Genomic DNA, 18977 nt, shown 5'->3' with positions numbered 1-18977 from the left:
GCCGAGGCTGCCTTCAAGGAATGCAAGGAAGCCTACGAAACCCTGTCCGATGGCAACAAGCGCCGGATGTACGATGCCCACGGCCACGCCGCGTTCGAGCACGGCATGGGCGGCGGTGGCAGTGGTCCGGGTGGCCCGGACATGGGCGATATCTTCGGGGACATCTTCGGCAACATCTTCGGCGGTGGCGCCGGCGGTGGTGGTCCGCGCCAGGCCCGTCGCGGTGCCGACATCGGTTACGTGATGGAGCTGGACCTGGAAGAAGCGGTGATGGGCGTGGAACGCCGCATCGAGATTCCGAGTCTGGTCGAGTGTGATGACTGCAACGCCAGCGGCTCGGAAGATGGCAAGGTCGAGACCTGCTCGGTCTGCCGTGGCCAGGGCCAGGTGCGCATCCAGCGCGGCATCTTCGCGATGCAGCAGGCCTGCCACCACTGCAACGGCCGTGGCCAGATCATCCAGAACCCCTGCAAGACCTGTCACGGCAATGGCCGTGTCGAGGAAGACAAGGTGTTGTCGGTCAAGGTGCCCGCGGGCGTCGACACCGGCGACCGCATCCGCCTGTCCGGTGAAGGCGAGGCCGGTCCGGCCGGCACCCCGGCAGGCGATCTGTACGTGGAAGTGCGGGTGCGCGAGCACGCCATCTTCCAGCGCGACGGCGACGACCTGCACTGCGAAGTGCCGATCCGCATCTCGCAGGCGGCATTGGGCGATACCGTCCGTGTGGCCACGCTGGGGGGTTATGCCGAGATCCGCATCCCGGCCGAGACCCAGACTGGCAAACTGTTCCGCATGCGTGGCAAGGGCGTGCGTTCGGTGCGCAGCCGCAGCGAAGGCGACCTGTACTGCCGCGTGGTGGTGGAGACCCCGGTCAACCTCACCCCGGAGCAGCGCAAGCTGCTGGAACAGTTCGAAACCACCTTCACCGGTGAGGAAGCGCGCAAGCATTCGCCGAAGTCGGCGACCTTCATCGATGGCGTGAAGGGCTTCTGGGACCGGATGACGTCGTAAGCGTCACGGGTTCCTGTGAACTACCGAAGGCCCCCTGGAAACAGGGGGCTTTTTTGTGCGCGGACGGCGGTGTGTGGTCCGCGCGCGGAAAAGCGGGCCTCTCCGGTCCGCCGGTGCTCTCGACACGGTCCCCCGCTCGACCCACCTTCCGCCGCGCCTGGAGAGACTCGCAGGCGTAAAATGTCGGCATGAACGAATCCCTCGAAAGCCACCTGGTCCACGGCCGCCGCCAGCGCCCGGACGGTCCGTCGCCGGTCGACGTCATCTCGGTCCAGTCCCAGCTGGTGTACGGCTATGCCGGCAACAGCGCGGCTGTGCCACCGCTGCGCGCGCTGGGCGTGCGCGTGGCCGAAATCCCGACCACGCTGCTCAGCAACGCGCCGTTCTATGAAACCACGCGCGGCCGCGTGCTGCCCTCGGACTGGTTCGCCGACCTGCTGCTCGGCGCCGGTGAGCGCGGCCTGCCGCAGCGGGCGAAGATGCTGGTCTCCGGCTACTTCGGCAGCGTCGGCAATGGTGCGGCCTTCGCCGACTGGCTCGATGCAGTGCTGCCGTCCTCGCCGCAGCTGCGCTACTGCCTGGACCCGGTCATTGGCGACACCCACACCGGCCCCTACGTCGAGCCGGGCCTGGAAAACGTCTTCGCCGAGCGTCTGCTGCCGCATGCCTGGCTGGTGACGCCCAATGCCTTTGAACTGGGCCGCCTGACCGGCATGCCGAGCCTGGCCCAGGACGATGCGATCGCCGCCTCGCAGGCGCTGCTGGCGCGTGGCCCGGAGTGGGTGCTGGCGCACAGCGTCGGCGGCGATCCGGGCCAGCTGGTCACGCTCGCGGTGAGCCGCGACGCGATCTGGCGCTGGTCCTCCCCGCATCTACCGGTGGACGTGGCGGGTACCGGCGACGTGCTGATGTCGCTGTTGGTGGCGTTCCTGCTGCGGGGAGAAACCTTCGAACAGGCGATCTCGCGCGCCATCGCCGGCGTGCATGTCGCGCTGGAGACCACGCTGGCCAACGGCCACGAAGAGTTCGATGTTCTGGCCGCGGCGCCGGCGGCGCTGGCACTGCCGGATCGCTTCGTTCCCGAGCGCCTGGCGTGAGTCTGACGCCGGTGGTGGGCATCGTCGGCAGCGACGGTGCCTACGGGCGCTGGCTGCGCCGGTTCCTGGAGCAGCGCCTCGGGCTGGACGTGATCGGCCATGACCCGGCCGACGCATCGTCGGACAATCCGGAAACGCTGCTTGATCGCGCCGAGGTATTGATCTTCTCGGCACCGATCCGGCACACGCCCGCGCTGATCGCCGACTACGTGGCCCGCTCGGCCGGTCGTGAAGCCGGTCGCCTGTGGCTGGATGTCACCTCGGTGAAATCGGCCCCGGTGGAGGCGATGCTCGCCTCGCAGGCCGAGGTGGTGGGCCTGCATCCGATGACGGCCCCGCCCAAGGCGCCGACGCTGAAGGGCAGGGTGATGGTGGTCTGCGAGGCGCGCCTGTCGCGGTGGCAGCCGTTCGTGCAGCAGCTGTGCGAGGCACTGGAAGCGGAGTGCGTGCGTGCCACGCCCGAGCACCACGACCAGGTCATGGCGCTGGTGCAGGCGATGGTGCATGCCACGCATCTGGCCCAGGCCGGTGTGCTGCGTGAGTACGCGCCGCTCCTGGGTGCCTTGCCGGCGTTGATGCCGTATCGCTCGGCCTCGTTCGAGCTGGATACCGCGATCATCGCGCGCATCCTTTCGCTCAATCCGGCGATCTACGAAGACATCCAGTTCGGCAACCCGCATGTGGCGCCGATGCTGGACCGGTTGCTGGCCCAGTTGCAGCAGCTGCGATCGCAGCTGGAGAAGGGCGATGACGCGGCACGCGCGGCGTTCCGCCAGCAGTTGCTGCTGGACAACCGCGACAGCCTGGGCGCGGAGGTGCTGGCCGATGGCAATTACACCTTTGAGCGGGTCGGCTACCTGCTGGCCGATCTCACCGAACGCAACGCGATCAGTGTGCACCTGCCCGAAGACCGGCCCGGCTCGTTGCGCGAGTTGCTGCACGTGTTCGAGCGGCACCGGGTCAGCCTGGCTTCGATCCATTCATCGCGTACGCCGGCCGGTGAGGTGCACTTCCGGGTGGGCTTCGTGGCAGGCAGCGATGCCCTCGCACTGCAGGCGGCGGCCATCGAGATCGATGCCTCCGGTATCGGCCGCGTGCTGGTGCGTTGACACGGTGCGCTGCAGCATTCATCCACAGGGGGTGTGGATGATCTGCGCACAAACGTGTGGATAAGTGTGGGCGCGCCTTGCGACAAAAGGCTGTCAAGATACTTGGTCAAAAATTGACCAACATCCGCGTAACTTTTTTTCAACGCCTCAGGTGACGAGCGTGAGCTCGCCGCCGGCCGTGCGGAACTCGCGGCCGTCGCGGATCAGATGGCGGCCATCGGCCAGCTCGTAACGCGCACTCTGGCCGCTGCCTGCAGCGGCATCGGCCTGCTCATCCTTGAACTCGATGATGACGTAATCGTCGCCGTTGGCATCCGTGGCGGGGAACTGTCGGAACGACATGAAACACCTCCTGCAGCGCATCCAGTGAGGGCTGCAGGATGCGATGGCCGGTGTTACCGGCCCGTCATCAATCGATGAATTGCAGGCGCGCCAGTTCGGCGTAGAGACCGCCCTCGGCCAGCAGCTCGGCATGCGTGCCCTGGGCGACGATGCGGCCGTGGTCCATGACCACGATGCGGTCAGCCTTGAGCACGGTGGCCAGGCGGTGCGCGATCACCAGCGTGGTGCGGCCGGCCATCAACCGTTCCAGCGCCTGCTGCACCGCGCGTTCGCTTTGCGCATCCAGCGCGCTGGTGGCTTCATCGAGCAGCAGGATCGGGGCGTCCTTGAGCAGGGCGCGCGCGATCGCGATGCGCTGCTGCTGGCCGCCGGACAGGCGCGCACCGCGCTCGCCCAGCTCGCTGGCATAGCCTTCGGGCAGGGCCTGCAGGAATTCATCGGCCTCGGCGGCTTCGGCCGCGCGCTGCACCTCCTCATCGGTCGCCTCCAGGCGCCCGTAGCGGATGTTCTCGAACGCACTGCTGGCAAACAGGGTCGGCTGCTGCGGCACCAGCGCCAGCTGTTCGCGCAGCTGCGCCGGATCGACCTCGCGCAGGTCCACGCCATCGACCAGGATGCGACCGGCCGCGGGATCGTGGAAGCGCAGCAGCATCGACAGGATGGTGCTCTTGCCGGCGCCGGACGGGCCGACCAGCGCGACCGTTTCACCCGGGCGCACGTGCAGATCCACATGGTCCAGCGCAGCGGTATCCGGGCGCTGCGGGTAGTGGAACACCACATCCTCGAAACGGATCTCGCCGCGCAGTGGCTGCGGCAACGGGGTGGGATGGGCCGGGGCGGTGATCTCCACGTCTTCCTGCAGCAGCTCGGCAATGCGGCCCATGCCGCCCGAGGCACGCTGCAGCTCGTTCCAGACCTCGGCCAGCGCACCGACCGAACCGCCGCCGATCAGCGCATACAGCACGAACTGGCCCAGCGTACCGGCGCTCATGTTGCCGTCGATCACCTCGTGCGCGCCCAGCCACAGCACGCCGACGATGGCACCGAACACCAGCACGATGGCGCTGGCGGTGACGATCGACTGGGCGCGGATGCGGCGGCGGGCGGCACTGATCGCATCGCCCAGCGCGTCATTGAAACGGCCGCGCTCATACGGCTCACGCGCGTGCGCCTGTACGGTGCGTACCGCCCCCAGGGTTTCCGAGGCCAGGCTGTTGGCATCGGCGATGCGGTCCTGGCTGGCGCGCGCGATATTGCGCAGGCGGCGGGCGCCGATGATGATCGGCAATACCGCCAGCGGAATGCCGACCAGCGACCACGCCGCCAGATGCGGGCTGGTCACGAACAGCATCACCAGGCTGCCGACCACGGTCACGCTGCTGCGCAGGGCCACCGACATGGTCGAGCCGATCACGCTGCGCAGCAGTTCGCTGTCGGCGGTCAGCCGCGAGACCAGCTCGCCGCTGCGGCTGCGGTCGTGGAAGCCGGCACCCAGCGTGATCAGATGGGCGTAGAGGCGGCTGCGCAGATCGGCGACCACCTTTTCGCCCAGCAGCGAGACGAAGAAGAAGCGCGCGGCGGTGGCCAGCGCCAGCACCACCGCGACCAGGAACAGCAGGGCGAAGGCCTTGTTGATCTGGCCGCCACTGGTGAAGCCGTGGTCGATCATCTGGCGCACCGCGACCGGCAGGCTCAGGGTGGCCACCGAGGACACCGCCAAGGCCACCAGCCAGGCACTGAACAGCCCGACGTGCCGGCGGACGAACGGCCACAAGGTGTTCAAGCTGCCCAATCGGCGCATCGGCGTGTCGTTCGGAACGGGTGCGTCAGTCATTCGATGGGCCTGGTTCGATGCGGGATTCAATACGGACACGATCACGAGTGGCGTCGCGGAGGCGGTTTTTCAACGGTTCGACCTGATCGGCCGGCAAGCGCAGGTGCAGGTTCACGCCGTCGGCGGTGAACGCTTCGTCCACTTTCTCGGCCAGATGGGCGCCCAGGGCGGCATGCAGCGGGCCCAGATCCTCGAAGCCGGCCTGCACGTCAAGCTCGGCCATGGCGATCAGGGGCAGCCGTGGTGCCAGCCGCAGGCACTCGGCGGCGGTACCGCCATACGCGCGGACCAGGCCGCCGGCACCGAGCTTGATGCCCCCGTACCAGCGTGTCACCACCACCATCACCTGATCGAAGCCCTGGCCATCGATGGCGGCCAGGATCGGGCGGCCGGCGGTGCCGGACGGCTCGCCATCGTCGCTGGAGCGGTAGTCGTTGCCGTAGCGGTAGGCCCAGCAGTTGTGGGTGGCATCGGCGACGGCGACCTGCTGCAGGAACTCCAGCGCGGCCGCCGCATTCTGGATCGGCGCGGCATGGGCGATGAAGCGGCTGTGCTTGATCTCCAGGCTGTGGCTGACGGGGGTGGCGAGCGTATCGGGCATTCCCATCATTCTAGTGGGGATGCCTGATCACCGTACGCGCCGCGTCAGTTCTCGAGCAGCTGGCGGAGATCGCGCGGGATGCGCACTTCCGGGTACTGCTGCAGATAACGCTCCAGGCTGGCACGTGCGGTATCCACATCGCCGGCATCGCGTCGCTCGCGGATGCGCTTGAGCCATTGCTTGCGCGGCAGTCCGGCATCGGCAGCGACGGCCTGGTGAAGGGCACGTACCGCCTCGTCTGCCGAGGCGGGCGCCGCCATCGGCCCGGCGGCGCGGCGCATCACGCCGGGAGCGCTGGGCGCGGGTTTGGCTGGCGCTGCCCTTTTCAGCGCCGCACGCGGTGCTTCGCGGTCCATCGTGGAGCCGGTCACCACGACGCTGTCCAGCGCCGGTTCGCTTGTGTCCATGGCATACGCCGATGCCGCCTCCGGTGCCGGTGCCGGCATCATTGGCGCCGGGGCCGGGGCCGGCGCTGGTGCGGAAACAGGCGGCGCGGGTGCCGTGATCACTTCCGGGCGGGGCGGGGCGGCCGTCCGCGCATGCTCGGGCGCAGGCGCCGCGGTTGGCGCGGTGGCGGCCGCTGTGTCTTTCGCCATGCGCGCTTGCTGGATCACGGGCGGTGCAGCGACCGGGGCCGGTGGCGGTGCGGGGTCCAGTGCCGGCGCAGCCTCCGTCCTTGCGGTGCTCGATGCGGCGGCGCCCGGTACGGGTGCGGCAACCGGTTCGGCCAGCGGCGGCGCGGGCGGTTCTTCAGGCTTGAGCTGCCAGGCGATGCCGACCGCGAAGATCACTGAGGCGGCGAGGCCGAACACCGCCGGCAGGCGCGAACGCGGGCGCGTTGCCCGCACCGGCGCAGCCGGCGGCAGCTTCCAGGTAGCCGCGTCCGCAGCCGGTGCTTCCACGGCGGTACGCGCGGCCGCGAGTATGGCCTCGTCGATCGCCGGTGCGGGACCGGTCGCGCTCGGCCGACCCAGCAGCCGGGCCAGTTCGCGTTCTTCCGGGGTCAGCGAATCCGGGCGGTTCATCCGCTCAACCCCGCGCGTAGTTTGTCCATGGCATAACGCAGTCGCGATTTGACCGTCTCACGGCCGACACCGGTAATCTCGGCGATCTCTTCCAGGCTCAATTCCTGTTCCAGACGCAGTTGCAGGACCTCGCGCTGCTCCGGCGGCAGCTGCTCCATTGCCAGCTGCAGCTGGCGGCGTTGTTCGAACTCTGAAAGCTGCGTTTCCGGGGTGCGCGCATCGGCGATCGCCGCGACCCGCTCATCGGCGTCGATCGGGGCCGCAGGCCGGTGCCTGGCCGCACGCCAGTGGTCGTTGAGGCGGTTGTGGGCGATCCGGAACAGCCAGGTGGTGAAGGCGGCGTCCGGCTGCCAGCCGGCGCGCGCGGCGATCACGCGCTGCCAGACATCCTGGAACATCTCATCGGCCAGCGCGCCATCGCGCAGCTGGCGCAGCAGGAAGCTGTACAGACGGCTGCGATGACGGCCATACAGCGCCTCGAACGCACGCAGGTCGCCGCCGGCCCAGGCCAGCATCAGCGCTTCATCGGTCGGCAAGGCAAGGGCGTCCACGCCGCACAGAGTAAGCGCTGCGGGGGTGTTCGCATAGTCGACGGCGCGCGCGGCGGCGGAGCGGGATGGCATGGCGATGACCTGGGGCACGGCAGTAACAACGTCCAGCAGCGCCGGATGGGGTTGAAGCGCTTCCATTGCCCCCCGGTCTGCGCGTTATGCTCGCAGGACAGGGGAGGTGCCGGGCAGCCGGCGCCCGAGAGATGAGCGACGTGTCCAGCCAGATGGTGACCTCTTCAGTGCAACGGGACGGTGATGCGGTGATCCCTGCCGCGGTCGCCACGGCGTTGTGCGCCCTGTTGCCGGCCGGGGCGGCGATCACGCTGGCCTGGTCGGATCCGGTGCTGGGCGAGGGCGCTCTGGACCACCCTCAGGGCCGCACCCCGCCGGCGGACGCTTTTCCCGCGCGGCGTCAGGCGGCCTCGGCCGGCATGGCGCTTCAGCAGCGCTGGAGCCACAGCGGCGCCGACCTGACGCTGGAGGTGACCCTGGCTGCCGGGACGACACCGCCGGACACGTGGTGGGCGTTGGCGCGCTCCCTGTTCCAGAGCACCCTGCTGCTGGCGAGGCAGCGCCGCGAGATCGCCTCCCTGGAGGAGTCCAAACGCCTGCAGCAGGCGCTCTATGAAATCGCCGATCTGGCCGGTGCGGATCTGGAAATGGCCGAGATGCTGCGCCACTTCCATCGCGTGCTCAATTCGCTGATGTACGCGCAGAACTGTTTCATCGTCGAATACGACGACATCCGCCACCGGGTCCGCTTCCTGTATTTCGCCGACCAGAAAGATGATTTCGTTGCTGACCCGGATCGCAGCTACGAAGAACACGAAATGCCGCGCAGCCTCACCTTCGCGCTGCTGCGGCATGGCGAGCCATTGAGCGGGCCCTCGCGGGAGCTGCTGGCCGTCCTAGATGACGAGCACGACCCCGAGCGTGGGCCGGAAAGCCTGGATTGGCTGGGCGTGCCGATGCTGCGCGATGGGCGGGTCTGTGGTGCCATCGTGGTGCAGAGCTACGAGCACCGGGCGCGTTATGGCGAGGCCGACCGCACCCTGCTGGGTTATGTCGCCCAGCACATCCTGACCGCGATGGACCGGCGCCAGGCGCAGGTGCAGCTGGAACGCCAGGTCGAGCGCCGCACGGTCGAACTGCAGCGCGCCAACCGCAACCTGCAGGAAGAAGTCGTCGAGCGCCGTCGTGCCGAAAAACTGCAGCTGGCGCTGTTCAACATCGCCGAGCTGGCGATGAGCGCTGAATCGCTGTCGCAGTACTACGGCCAGGTGCACGGCGTCGTCGGGACGCTGCTGGATGCACGTAACTTCTATATCGCCCTGGTCAACGAAAAAGGCGACGGACTGGAGTTCGTGTACTCGGTGGACGAGTACAACCCGTCGCGCGCACCGCGCCCCTTCAGTGAAGGCCTGACCGAGTTCATCGTGCGCAACCGGCAACCGCTGCTGGCCACGCGCGAGCGCATCGATGCGCTGCGCGACAGTGGCGTGGTGCGCGAGTTCGGCGCGCGCTCGAACTGCTGGCTGGGTGTGCCGTTGTTGAGCGATGACGATGTGGTCGGCGTGATCGTGGTGCAGAGTTATTCGCCGGAGGTGGTGTTCACCGTGCACGACCAGCGGCTGCTCACCTTCGTGGCACAGAACATCGGCAACGGGCTGTCCCGCCAGCGCGACCAGGAGCGGCTGCGCAATGCGCATGCCGATCTGGAACAGCGTGTGGACGAGCGCACCCGCGAGCTGGCCGACGTCAACGACAGACTGCTGGGCCAGATCGGCGAGCGCCTGCGTGCCGAACAGCGCCTCACCCACCAGGCCATGCACGACGCGCTGACCGGGCTGCCCAACCGCCTGCATCTGCTGGATCGGCTGGAAGACGCGATCGTGCGTGCGCGCACCAACGAGAGCCAGGGCTTTGCCGTGCTGTTTCTGGACCTGGATCGCTTCAAGCTGGTCAACGACAGCATCGGCCATGCTGCCGGTGACCAGATGCTGGTGGAGGTGGCCAAGCGCATCGTCTCGATGATCTCCGCGCAGGACGTGGTCGCGCGGCTGGGCGGCGATGAGTTCGCGATCCTGCTCCAGTGCGGTGATGGCCTGGCCTCGGCGCTGGAGTTTTCCCAGCGGATGCTGGTGGCGCTGGAAGAGTCGATGTGGGTGAAGGGGCGCGAGCTGTTCCCCTCGGGCAGCCTGGGTATCGCCATGTGGAACCCGCGCTACCGCAACGGCGAGGAACTGGTGCGCGATGCGGATGCGGCGATGTACCGCGCCAAGGCGCAGGGCAATGATCGCTGCGCCGTATTCGATGAGGCGATGCGCGAGCAGGCCCTGCGCAGCCTGGATCTGGAGGCGGACCTGCGCCGGGCCATCATCAACCGGGATTTCATGCCGTTCTATCAGCCGATCGTGCGGCTCAGCGACGGCGAACTGGTCGGCCACGAGGCGCTGCTGCGCTGGCAGCATGAGCGCCGCGGGCTGCTGCTGCCGAGTGCGTTCCTGGATCTGGGCGAAGAGAGCGGCCTGATCGAACAGGTGGACTGGCTGCTGTACGAACAGGTGATCACCCAGCTCGCGCGCGGTGGCCGTGGCTATCTCTCGGTGAACGTATCGCCGCGCCACTTCCGCTCGGCCGATTTCAGCACGCGCCTGTTCGGCCTCATCGAAGCGGCCGGTGCCGATCCGCACCGGTTGCGGCTGGAGATCACCGAGGTGGCGCTGCTCGATGACGGCCCGCGGACACTGCGCATCCTGCAGACCCTGCGTGAGCGTGGGGTGCTGGTGCAGCTGGATGATTTCGGCACCGGCTTTTCGGCGCTGTCCTACCTGCACCGGTTCCCGATCTCGACGCTGAAGATCGACCAGTCCTTCATCGCCGGCCTGCACGGGCAGGACATGCAGAGCACGCATGCGCTGGTGCAGGGCGTGCTGTCACTGGCGCGCACGCTGGGCATCGAAACGGTGGGTGAGGGCATCGAAACCCAGGCCCAGCACGACACGTTGCTGCAGCTCGGCTGCGATTACGGCCAGGGCTATCTGCTCGGCAGGCCGGCCCCGATGGCAACCACCGCGACGGCCTGAACCGTCGCGGCGCCGCAGGGATCAACGCAGCGCGTTGGCCCGCTTTTCGTCGATCCACTTGGAGGCCTGCGCCGGCTCGTAGGCACGCATCCAGGCCAGCATTTCATCGATGTCCGAGCCATACCACAGGTCCGCGCGCTGGGCCGGGTGCAGGAAGCGCTCTTCGACCATGCGATCGATCATGCCGATCAGCGGGGCATAGAAGCCGTCCACATCCAGGAACGCGCAGGGCTTGTTGCCGATGCCCAGCTGGCGCCAGGTCAGCATCTCGAAGATTTCTTCCATGGTGCCGAAACCGCCGGGCAGGGCGACGAACGCATCGGAGAGGTCGAACATGCGCGACTTGCGCTCGTGCATCGAACCGACGATTTCCAGCTCGGTCAGGCCGCGGTGGGCCACTTCCCAATCGGCCAGCTGCTGCGGGATCACGCCGGTGACTTCACCGCCGCCGGCGAGCACGGCGTTGGCCACGGTGCCCATCAGGCCGACGTTGCCGCCGCCGTAGACCAGGCGCAGGCCGTCGCGGGCGATGCGGTCACCCAACGCGATGGCGCGCTCGGTGTAGACCGGCTTGCTGCCGGGGTTGGAACCACAGTAAACGCAAATCGACTTCATTGGATCTTCCTGTTGTCCGAATCTGTAGCGACCGGAAACGAAAAAGCCCCGCCGATGACCGGTGCGCTGGTCTCGTGACGGGGTGTCGTTCCGCAGGTGCGGTGGCGGATTATCGCGCGTTTCGGGCGCGGGGGCCAATCGGCCATCGGGGTAGAGCCGACCGTTGGTCGGCTGCCGTTGTTCGTACCGCCGGCCTCAGGCCGCCTGCGACTGCTCCCGGCGCGGACCTTCCTTCAACGCGCGGCCGACCAGGCCGACCAGCAGGTCCAGCTCCTCGCCGTCCATGCCGAAGTGCGGGGTGAAGCGCAGCGAGTTCTCACCGCCATGGATCACATTGATGCCATGGTTGCGCAACCACTCTTCGGTGGAGCCGGTGCCGTAGCACTTGAACTGCGGGGCCAGCTCGCAGGAGAACAGCAGGCCGGTGCCCTGGACCTTGGTGATCAGCCCGCCCAGCTCGGTCTTGAGCTGTTCCAGCTTGCGCACGGCTTCCTCACCGCGCACGCGGATGTTCTCGCGCACCTGCGGGGTCAGCAGCGACAGTGTGGCGCAGGCCACGTCCAGCGCCCGCGGGTTGGAGGTCATGGTGTTGCCGTAGATGCCCTTGCGATACAGCTGCGCGGCGTGCTCGGTCACGGCCAGCACGGAGAGCGGGAACTGCGCCGCATTGAGCGCCTTGGAGTAGGTTTCCATGTCCGGCACGTCCAGGCCTTCAAAGCCCGGGTAATCCACGATCGACAGCACGCCGTGCGCGCGCAGGCCGGCCTGGATCGAGTCCAGCAGCAGCAGGCTGCCGTGCTGGCGGGTCAGTTCGCGGGCCAGCGCATAGAACGCGGGCGGCACCGAGCGGCCGGGGTCGCCTTCGCCCATCACCGGCTCCAGGAACACCGCTTCGATGAACCAGTGGTTCTGTTCGGCCTCGGCGAACACGCGCTTGAGCGCCACTTCGTCATAGGGCGCGATCGCGATGACCGTGTCCTCGCCGCGGTAGCTGGCCAGGTGCTGCATGTAGGTCTTGCGACTGGAATCGGAATACAGGCCCGGGCGGTCGGTGCGGCCGTGGAAACTGCCCTTGACCACCACGCGCTTGATTTTCGCACCGGCGTGGCGGGCGCCCGGATCGGTCTGCAGCTTGGCGTTGACGTCGGCGATGCGGGCAGCCAGCCCGACCGCTTCGGAGCCCGAATTCAGGCACATGAAGTGGCTGTACGGGCAGCCGCCGCGGCGGTGGCCGATCTCCTTGCGCAGGGCCTGGATGAAGCGCTGCTGGGACAGGCTGGGCGTCATCACATTGGCCATGACCTGCGGGGCCGCCATGGCCTCCATCACCGCCTCGGGGGTATGGCCGAAGCCGAGCATGCCGTAGCCGCCGGCGTCATACAGCACCGCGCCCTTCAGGGTGACCACCCATGCGCCACGGGCGGCGAGGGCAACGTACGGGGTGACCGCATCATCGGCATAGAAATTGACGAAGCCCTCCTGCATCGCATCGATCTGGGCGCGCTCGTCCAGTGCCAGCAGGCCGCCAAGATCGGCGCGCACGCGCTCGAATTCAGCGGCGGCGGCGTCGATGGCGGCGACCAGGGCAGGGTGGCCGGCGGCCAGGCGTTCGAGGGTGGCGTCATCCAGGCCGGTGGTGAGGCGGGTGCCGGGCTGGGCGCGGAGCGGGGCGAGACGTTCGATGAAGCTCATTGCAGATCTCCTGAAACGATGGCGGCACGGCGGAAAAGCAAAACGCGCGTCTATTCGCGCGCGCTTCGGGCATTCCTGCTCGTGCATCAGACTTCCGGCTCGATGCTAGCACGCGGTTTTTCGCGCGATAACCCCGTCAAAAACTGTTGCAAAGCAGCATTTTGCGCGACGTTTGGCGAATCCTTCGTTGCCACCGAGGGCCAGTCGTACAATGGCCGACATTGCTTACACGTTGCCGTGCGCTCCCTTGAAGAAGTCCGATTTCAACTACGACCTGCCGCCTGAACTGATTGCCCAGGCTCCGCTCGCCGAGCGCTCGGCCAGCCGCCTGATGGTGGTGCCGCCGGCCCCGGCCGCGTTTGATCACCGCCAGGTGCGCGATCTGCCCGACCTGCTGCAGCCCGGCGACCTGCTGGTCTTCAACGACACCCGGGTGATCCCGGCGCGTCTGTTCGGCCAGAAGGCCAGCGGCGGCCGTGTCGAGATCCTGATCGAGCGCCTGCTCGGTGGCCAGCAGGCCCGCGCGCAGGTTGGCGCCAGCAAGTCGCCCAAGCCGGGCAGCCGGATCGCCCTGGATGCCGGTGGCGAGGCCGAGGTGCTGGGCCGCGACGGCGAGTTCTACGTGCTGCAGTTCCATGTGCCCGAGGCGCTGGAGCAGTGGCTGCTGCACGCGGGTCGGCTGCCGCTGCCGCCCTACATCCAGCGCGAGCCGGGCGTGGACGACCGCGAGCGCTACCAGACCGTGTTCGCCCGCGAGATCGGCGCGGTGGCCGCCCCGACCGCCGGCCTGCACTTCGATGAAGCCCTGCTGGCCACGTTGAAGGACAAGGGTGTGGCGTTCGGCCACGTGACCCTGCACGTGGGCGCGGGCACCTTCCAGCCGGTCCGCGTGGACGATCTGAAAGAGCACGTGATGCACCGTGAGTGGCTGAACGTCGGCGCCGAGCTGGTCCAGCAGGTGCGCCGCACCCGGGCTGCGGGCGGCCGGGTGATCGGCGTCGGGACCACCGTGGTGCGTGCGCTGGAAAGCGCCATGCGCGACGGCGAACTGCTGCCCTACGCCGGGGAAACCCAGATCTTCATCACCCCGGGCTACCGGATCCGCAGCGTGGACGCGATGGTGACCAACTTCCATCTGCCGGAAAGCACGCTGCTGATGATGATCTCGGCGTTTGCCGGCCAGGCCCGGGTGTTCGAGGCCTACCAGGCCGCGATCGCGGAGAAGTACCGCTTCTTCAGCTATGGCGATGCGATGCTGCTGTTCCCGCAGGGGGAGTGAGAGAGAGCGGGGCAGGCGCGGCCGTTTTCGGCGACAATGGCAGACTATCTGCCCGAATGACCGCTCCATGTCCCGACTCCAGTTCCAGCTCCAGACCACCGACGGTCGCGCCCGCCGCGGCCGCCTGACCTTCCCGCGCGGGACCGTGGAAACCCCGGCCTTCATGCCGGTGGGCACCTATGGCTCGGTGAAGGGCATCCTGCCGGAGCAGATCCGCGCGCTGGGTGCGGAAATCATCCTGGGCAACACCTTCCATCTCTACCTGCGCCCGGGCCTGGACGTGATCGCCGACCACGGCGGCCTGCATGGCTTCGCGCGCTGGAACGGCCCGATCCTGACCGACTCCGGCGGCTTCCAGGTGTTCTCGCTGGCCCACCGCCGCAAGATCACCGAGCAGGGCGTGACCTTTTCCTCGCCGACCGACGGCGCCCGCGTGTTCCTGGGCCCTGAAGAGAGCATGCGCATCCAGAAGGTGCTGGATTCGGACGTGGTGATGATCTTCGACGAGTGCACCCCGTACCCGGCCACCGAGCCGGTCGCGCGCACCTCGATGGAACTGAGCCTGCGCTGGGCGCAGCGCAGCCGCAACGCGCACGATGAACTGGGCAATGACGCGGCGCTGTTCGGCATCGTCCAGGGCGGCGTCCATCACGACCTGCGCAGCCGCTCGGCCGAGGGCCTGCAGCAGATCGGCTTCGATGGCTACGCCATCGGCGGCCTGGCCGTGGGCGAGCCCGAGCACGAACGCAACGCCATGCTCGACCATATGCACCCGATCCTGCCGGCCGACCGGCCGCGCTACCTGATGGGCGTCGGCCGCCCGGAGGACCTGGTCGAAGGCGTCGCCCGCGGCGTGGACATGTTCGATTGCGTGATGCCGACCCGCAATGCCCGCAATGGCCACTATTTCACCTCGTTCGGCACGGTGCGCATCCGCAACGCCCGCTACGAGCGCGACATGGACACCATCGAGCCGGGCTGCGGCTGCCATGCCTGCACCAGCGGCTACACGCGCTCCTACCTGCGCCATCTGGACCGCTGCAACGAGATGCTGGCACCGATGCTGGGCACCATCCACAACCTCTATTACTACGAGACGTTGATGGCCGACATGCGTGCCGCGATCGCGGCGGGAACCTTTACCGCCTTCCGCGAGTCTTTCTACGCGGCTCGTGGTGCGGTCACGCCTGCGCTGTAAAGTGACCCCCGCCGGCCGATCCGGCGCGCCGACCCTGCCAAACGGCCCAAGGACGAACTCCCGGGGCCATGGCATACTTCGAGGCTGACCCCCGTTTCGCGGCGACTCCCTGACCCTTCAAGGGGCAGGGCGCCTCCCAACCCAAGGACACACTATGAACCTGCTCGCCTTCCTCATTCCCACCGCCAACGCCCAGGCCGCCGGTGGCCAGTCGCAGGGCATGGGCCTGACCACCCTGCTGTTCCCGATCATCCTGATCGCGATCATGTACTTCCTGATGATCCGCCCGCAGATGAAGCGCCAGAAGGAACACAAGGCCATGCTGGAGAAGGTCAAGCGCGGTGACGAAGTGCTGACCAACGGCGGCATCGCCGGCGTGGTCACCGACATCGGCGACAACTTCATCACCATCGAAGTGGCCGAGAACGTGCGCATCCGCGTGCAGAAGGGCGCCGTGGGCAATGTGCTGCCGACCGGCACGCTGAAGTCGGCCAACTGATCCACCTCCTTTCCGTTCAACCGCGGTGCCGGGACGGGCACCGCGCGGGACCCAAGCAATGCTCGAATTTCCACGCTGGAAGTATTTCCTCATCCTGATCGTGCTGGCGGTCAGTGCGTTGTACGCACTGCCCAACATCTACCAGAAGGACCCTGCCGTGCAGATCACCGCCAATCGTGGCGGGCAGATCGACGACGCCCTGCGCGACCGCGTGCTGGGTGACCTCAAGCAGGCCGGCGTGGAGCCGTTGTCGGTGGCCAAGGAAGGCGACAGCCTGATCGTGCGCCTGCCGACGCTGCAGGCGCAGACCGCCGCCAACGACGCCCTGCGCGACGAGATGGGCGAGGACTACGTGGTCGCCCTGAACCTGGCCTCCACCGTGCCGGAGTGGCTGAGCGACCTCGGCGCCAAGCCGATGGTGCTGGGCCTGGATCTGCAGGGCGGCGTGCACTTCGTGCTGCAGGTCGACCAGAAGGCGGCCCTGGACAAGCGTCTGGATGCCTACGCCGAAGACGTGCGCACCAGCCTGCGCGATGCCCGCATCGCCTACCAGTCGGTCGAGCGTCGTGGCGACAACACCATCGTGGCAAGCATCAGCCCGTCCGCCGGTGCCGATGCCGCCGCGCGTGCCCGCGAAGTGATGGTCAAGGCGCAGCCGACGCTGGGCTACGAGGTGGCGGGCAACCGCATCACCGTGAGCATGCCGGAGGCCGAACTGACCGCGATCGCCAACGGCGCCATCGAGCAGAACGTCAACACGCTGCGCAACCGCGTCAACCAGCTTGGCGTGGCCGAGCCGATCATCCAGCGCCAGGGTGCCGACCGCGTGGTCGTGCAGCTGCCGGGCGTGCAGGACACCGCCGAAGCCAAGCGCATGATCGGTGCCACCGCGACGCTGGAGTACCGCGCCGTGGTGGAGGGCAATGCCCAGGACGCGATCACCAGCGGCCGTATCCCGCCGGAGGCCAAGGTCTACCAGCAGCGTGACAACCGTGGCCCGATCCTGCTCAACAAGCGCGTGATCGTGACCGGTGACCAGATGGTCGCCGCCCAGGCTACCACCGACCAGAATGGCGCCGCCGCTGTGAGCGTGACGCTGAACAACGTCGGCGGCCAGCGCATGTTCGATTTCACCAGCGCCAACGTCAACAAGCCGATGGCGGTGGTCTACACCGAACGCATCCCGACCGTGAACGTGGTCGATGGCAAGGAAGTGCGCAGCTTCCGCGTCAAGGAAGAAGTGATCTCGGTCGCCAACATCAACGGCGTGTTCGGCAAGAACTTCCAGACCACCGGCCTTGAGAAGACCGAGGCGGAAAACCTGGCCAAGCTGCTGAAATCCGGTTCGCTGGCCGCGCCGATGGACTTCGTTGAAGAACGCATCGTCGGCCCGAGCCTGGGTGCGGAGAACGTCGAGCGCGGCGTGACCGCGGTCGGCTTCGCGTTCCTGTTCACCCTGATCTTCTTCACCGTGTACTACCGCATGTTCGGCGTGATCACCTCGGTGGCCATGCTGTTCAACCTGCTGATCGTGGTGGCGGTGATGTCGCTGTTCGGCGCGACGATGACGCTGCCCGGCTTCGCCGGTCTGGCGCTGTCGATCGGCCTGTCGGTCGACGCCAACGTGCTGATCAACGAACGTATCCGTGAAGAGCTGCGGGCCGGCATGCCGCCCAAGACGGCCATCGTGGCCGGTTACGAGAAGGCTTCCGGGACCATCCTGGACGCCAACCTCACCGGCATCCTGGCGGGTGTGGCGTTGTATGCGTTCGGTACCGGTCCGTTGAAGGGCTTCGCCGTGACCATGATCGTCGGCATCCTGGCCTCCATGTTCACTGCAATTACCGTCTCGCGTGCCCTTGCCGTGCTGGTCTACAGCCGCCGCAAGAAGCTCAAGACCCTGGCCATCTGACGGGAAGCGAATAGAAACCATGAAACTTTTCCCGTTGCATCTGATCCCGAACGACACCAAGTTCGACTTCATGCGCACCCGCTGGGTGGCTATCGCTCTGGCGGCACTGGTGTTCATTGCCGCCATCGGCTGCATTGCCTTCAAGGGCTTCAACTACGCGCTGGATTTCACCGGCGGCACCGTGGTCGAAGTCCGCTTCGACAAGCCCGCTGACGTCGATGCCGTACGCGAGCACCTGGAAGGCGCCGGTTATGCCGGTGCCCAGGTGCAGAGCTTCGGCAGCGGCAGCAACCTGCTGATCCGTCTGCAGCCGCAGGAGATGGCCGAAGGCGAGAACGCCGGTGAGGCCAACAACCGCACCGCCGAAGCCGTGCAGAAGGCGATCTCGATGGAGGGCAACCAGGCCGCCATCGTGGGTGCCGAGTTCGTCGGCCCGCAGGTCGGTAAGGAGCTGGCGCTGAACGGCCTGTACGCGGCGCTGTTCGTGCTGATCGGCTTCCTGATCTACATCGGTTTCCGCTTCGAGTGGAAGTTCGCGATGGTGGCGATCATCACCACGCTGTTCGACGTGCTGGTGGTGGCGGGTTACTTCTCGCTGAGTGGCCGTGAGTTCGATCTGACCGTGCTGGCCGGCCTGCTGTCGGTGATGGGCTTCTCGATCAACGACACCATCGTGGTATTCGACCGTGTGCGTGAGAACTTCCGCAGCCTGCGTGTGGAGCCGCTGGAAGTGATGAACCGTTCGATCAATCAGACGCTGTCGCGCACGATCATCACCTCGCTGGTGTTCTTCCTGTCGGTGCTGGCGCTGTATCTGTACGGTGGTGGTTCGCTGGAAGGGCTGGCGCTGAGCCAGATGATCGGTGCGGTGATTGGTACGCTGTCGTCGATCTTCATTGCCTGCCCGCTGCTGACCATGGGCGCGCTGGCGGTGACCAAGCAGGATCTGCTGCCGAAGGCCAAGGACGTGGAAGCGTTGGAGCGTCGTCCGTAAGGTTTCTGGTGGTTTGAAACATCTGAAAGGCCGCGCACTGCGCGGCCTTTCTTTTTGTTCAGGGCCAGAGCCAGAGCCGCAGCCGAAGCGAGAGCCAGAGCCACAGCGGCGCCTTGGATGCTCACTGTTGGA

Annotated in this window: 16 protein-coding genes; 9 read left to right on the top strand and 7 right to left on the bottom strand. The window is 67.3% G+C overall.

Features of this window, described 5'->3' with window-relative positions; genetic code table 11:
• The 3 genes from ACW6W5_RS03570 to ACW6W5_RS03560 form a co-directional block, all read left to right on the top strand.
• Positions 1-1011, top strand: a 1011-nt coding sequence (locus tag ACW6W5_RS03570) for a molecular chaperone DnaJ (protein ID WP_458233615.1), incomplete at its 5' end; no start/stop codon positions are given.
• Between the two features lie 188 nt (positions 1012-1199).
• On the top strand, positions 1200-2108 hold the full coding sequence (gene pdxY / locus ACW6W5_RS03565) for a pyridoxal kinase (RefSeq protein ID WP_121042067.1): 909 nt from the start codon (positions 1200-1202) through the stop codon (positions 2106-2108).
• Positions 2105-3217, top strand: coding sequence for a prephenate dehydrogenase (locus ACW6W5_RS03560; RefSeq protein ID WP_121042069.1), 1113 nt, complete (start codon positions 2105-2107; stop codon positions 3215-3217). Before pdxY ends, ACW6W5_RS03560 begins: the two co-directional genes overlap by 4 nt.
• Before the next feature lie 147 nt (positions 3218-3364).
• Here ACW6W5_RS03560 and ACW6W5_RS03555 read toward each other — a convergent pair whose 3' ends face one another.
• The 5 genes from ACW6W5_RS03555 to ACW6W5_RS03535 form a co-directional block, all read right to left on the bottom strand.
• The gene (locus ACW6W5_RS03555) at positions 3365-3559 is read right to left on the bottom strand and encodes a hypothetical protein (protein WP_121042071.1); all 195 of its coding nucleotides are present in this window, start codon (positions 3557-3559) and stop codon (positions 3365-3367) included.
• A gap of 67 nt (positions 3560-3626) precedes the next feature.
• Positions 3627-5393, bottom strand: coding sequence for an ABC transporter transmembrane domain-containing protein (locus ACW6W5_RS03550; RefSeq protein ID WP_152151613.1), 1767 nt, complete (start codon positions 5391-5393; stop codon positions 3627-3629).
• Positions 5386-5994, bottom strand: a complete 609-nt coding sequence (locus ACW6W5_RS03545; protein ID WP_152151615.1) for an IMPACT family protein — start codon at positions 5992-5994, stop codon at positions 5386-5388. The genes ACW6W5_RS03550 and ACW6W5_RS03545 overlap by 8 nt, the downstream gene beginning before the upstream one ends.
• Before the next feature lie 44 nt (positions 5995-6038).
• Positions 6039-7019, bottom strand: a complete 981-nt coding sequence (locus ACW6W5_RS03540) for a hypothetical protein (RefSeq protein ID WP_152151617.1) — start codon at positions 7017-7019, stop codon at positions 6039-6041.
• Positions 7016-7570, bottom strand: a complete 555-nt coding sequence (locus ACW6W5_RS03535) for an RNA polymerase sigma factor (protein WP_121042227.1) — start codon at positions 7568-7570, stop codon at positions 7016-7018. Before ACW6W5_RS03535 ends, ACW6W5_RS03540 begins: the two co-directional genes overlap by 4 nt.
• 203 nt (positions 7571-7773) lie before the next feature.
• On the opposite strand from ACW6W5_RS03535, the gene ACW6W5_RS03530 reads away from it, so the two are divergent.
• Complete coding sequence (locus ACW6W5_RS03530; protein ID WP_152151619.1) at positions 7774-10656, top strand: EAL domain-containing protein; 2883 nt, start codon at positions 7774-7776, stop codon at positions 10654-10656.
• Between the two features lie 21 nt (positions 10657-10677).
• On the opposite strand, the gene ACW6W5_RS03525 is transcribed toward ACW6W5_RS03530, so the two are convergent.
• Positions 10678-11271 carry an LOG family protein gene (locus tag ACW6W5_RS03525; protein WP_019183145.1) on the bottom strand — a complete coding sequence of 198 codons (594 nt, stop codon included), beginning with the start codon at positions 11269-11271 and terminating at the stop codon, positions 10678-10680.
• A gap of 195 nt (positions 11272-11466) precedes the next feature.
• Entirely contained in the window at positions 11467-12963 is a 1497-nt protein-coding gene (locus ACW6W5_RS03520) for an aminotransferase class III-fold pyridoxal phosphate-dependent enzyme (RefSeq protein ID WP_152151621.1), read from the bottom strand.
• Positions 12964-13210: 247 nt separating this feature from the next.
• On the opposite strand from ACW6W5_RS03520, the gene queA reads away from it, so the two are divergent.
• The 5 genes from queA (at position 13211) to secF (ending at position 18845) form a co-directional block, all read left to right on the top strand.
• Positions 13211-14242 carry a tRNA preQ1(34) S-adenosylmethionine ribosyltransferase-isomerase QueA gene (gene queA, locus ACW6W5_RS03515; protein ID WP_152151623.1) on the top strand — a complete coding sequence of 344 codons (1032 nt, stop codon included), beginning with the start codon at positions 13211-13213 and terminating at the stop codon, positions 14240-14242.
• Between the two features lie 67 nt (positions 14243-14309).
• Positions 14310-15440, top strand: coding sequence for a tRNA guanosine(34) transglycosylase Tgt (tgt, locus tag ACW6W5_RS03510; RefSeq protein WP_121042085.1), 1131 nt, complete (start codon positions 14310-14312; stop codon positions 15438-15440).
• A gap of 154 nt (positions 15441-15594) precedes the next feature.
• A complete protein-coding gene (gene yajC / locus ACW6W5_RS03505; RefSeq protein ID WP_121042087.1) occupies positions 15595-15939 on the top strand; it encodes a preprotein translocase subunit YajC in 345 nt (114 codons plus the stop codon).
• Between the two features lie 58 nt (positions 15940-15997).
• Complete coding sequence (gene secD, locus ACW6W5_RS03500; RefSeq protein WP_152151625.1) at positions 15998-17851, top strand: protein translocase subunit SecD; 1854 nt, start codon at positions 15998-16000, stop codon at positions 17849-17851.
• A 19-nt stretch (positions 17852-17870) separates the two neighbouring features.
• Entirely contained in the window at positions 17871-18845 is a 975-nt protein-coding gene (gene secF / locus ACW6W5_RS03495) for a protein translocase subunit SecF (protein ID WP_152151627.1), read from the top strand.
• The last annotated feature ends 132 nt before the right edge of the window (positions 18846-18977 follow it).

It is taken from the genome of Stenotrophomonas sp. IS26 (genome assembly GCF_054188265.1).
This window is presented reverse-complemented; position numbering and strand designations above follow the sequence as displayed.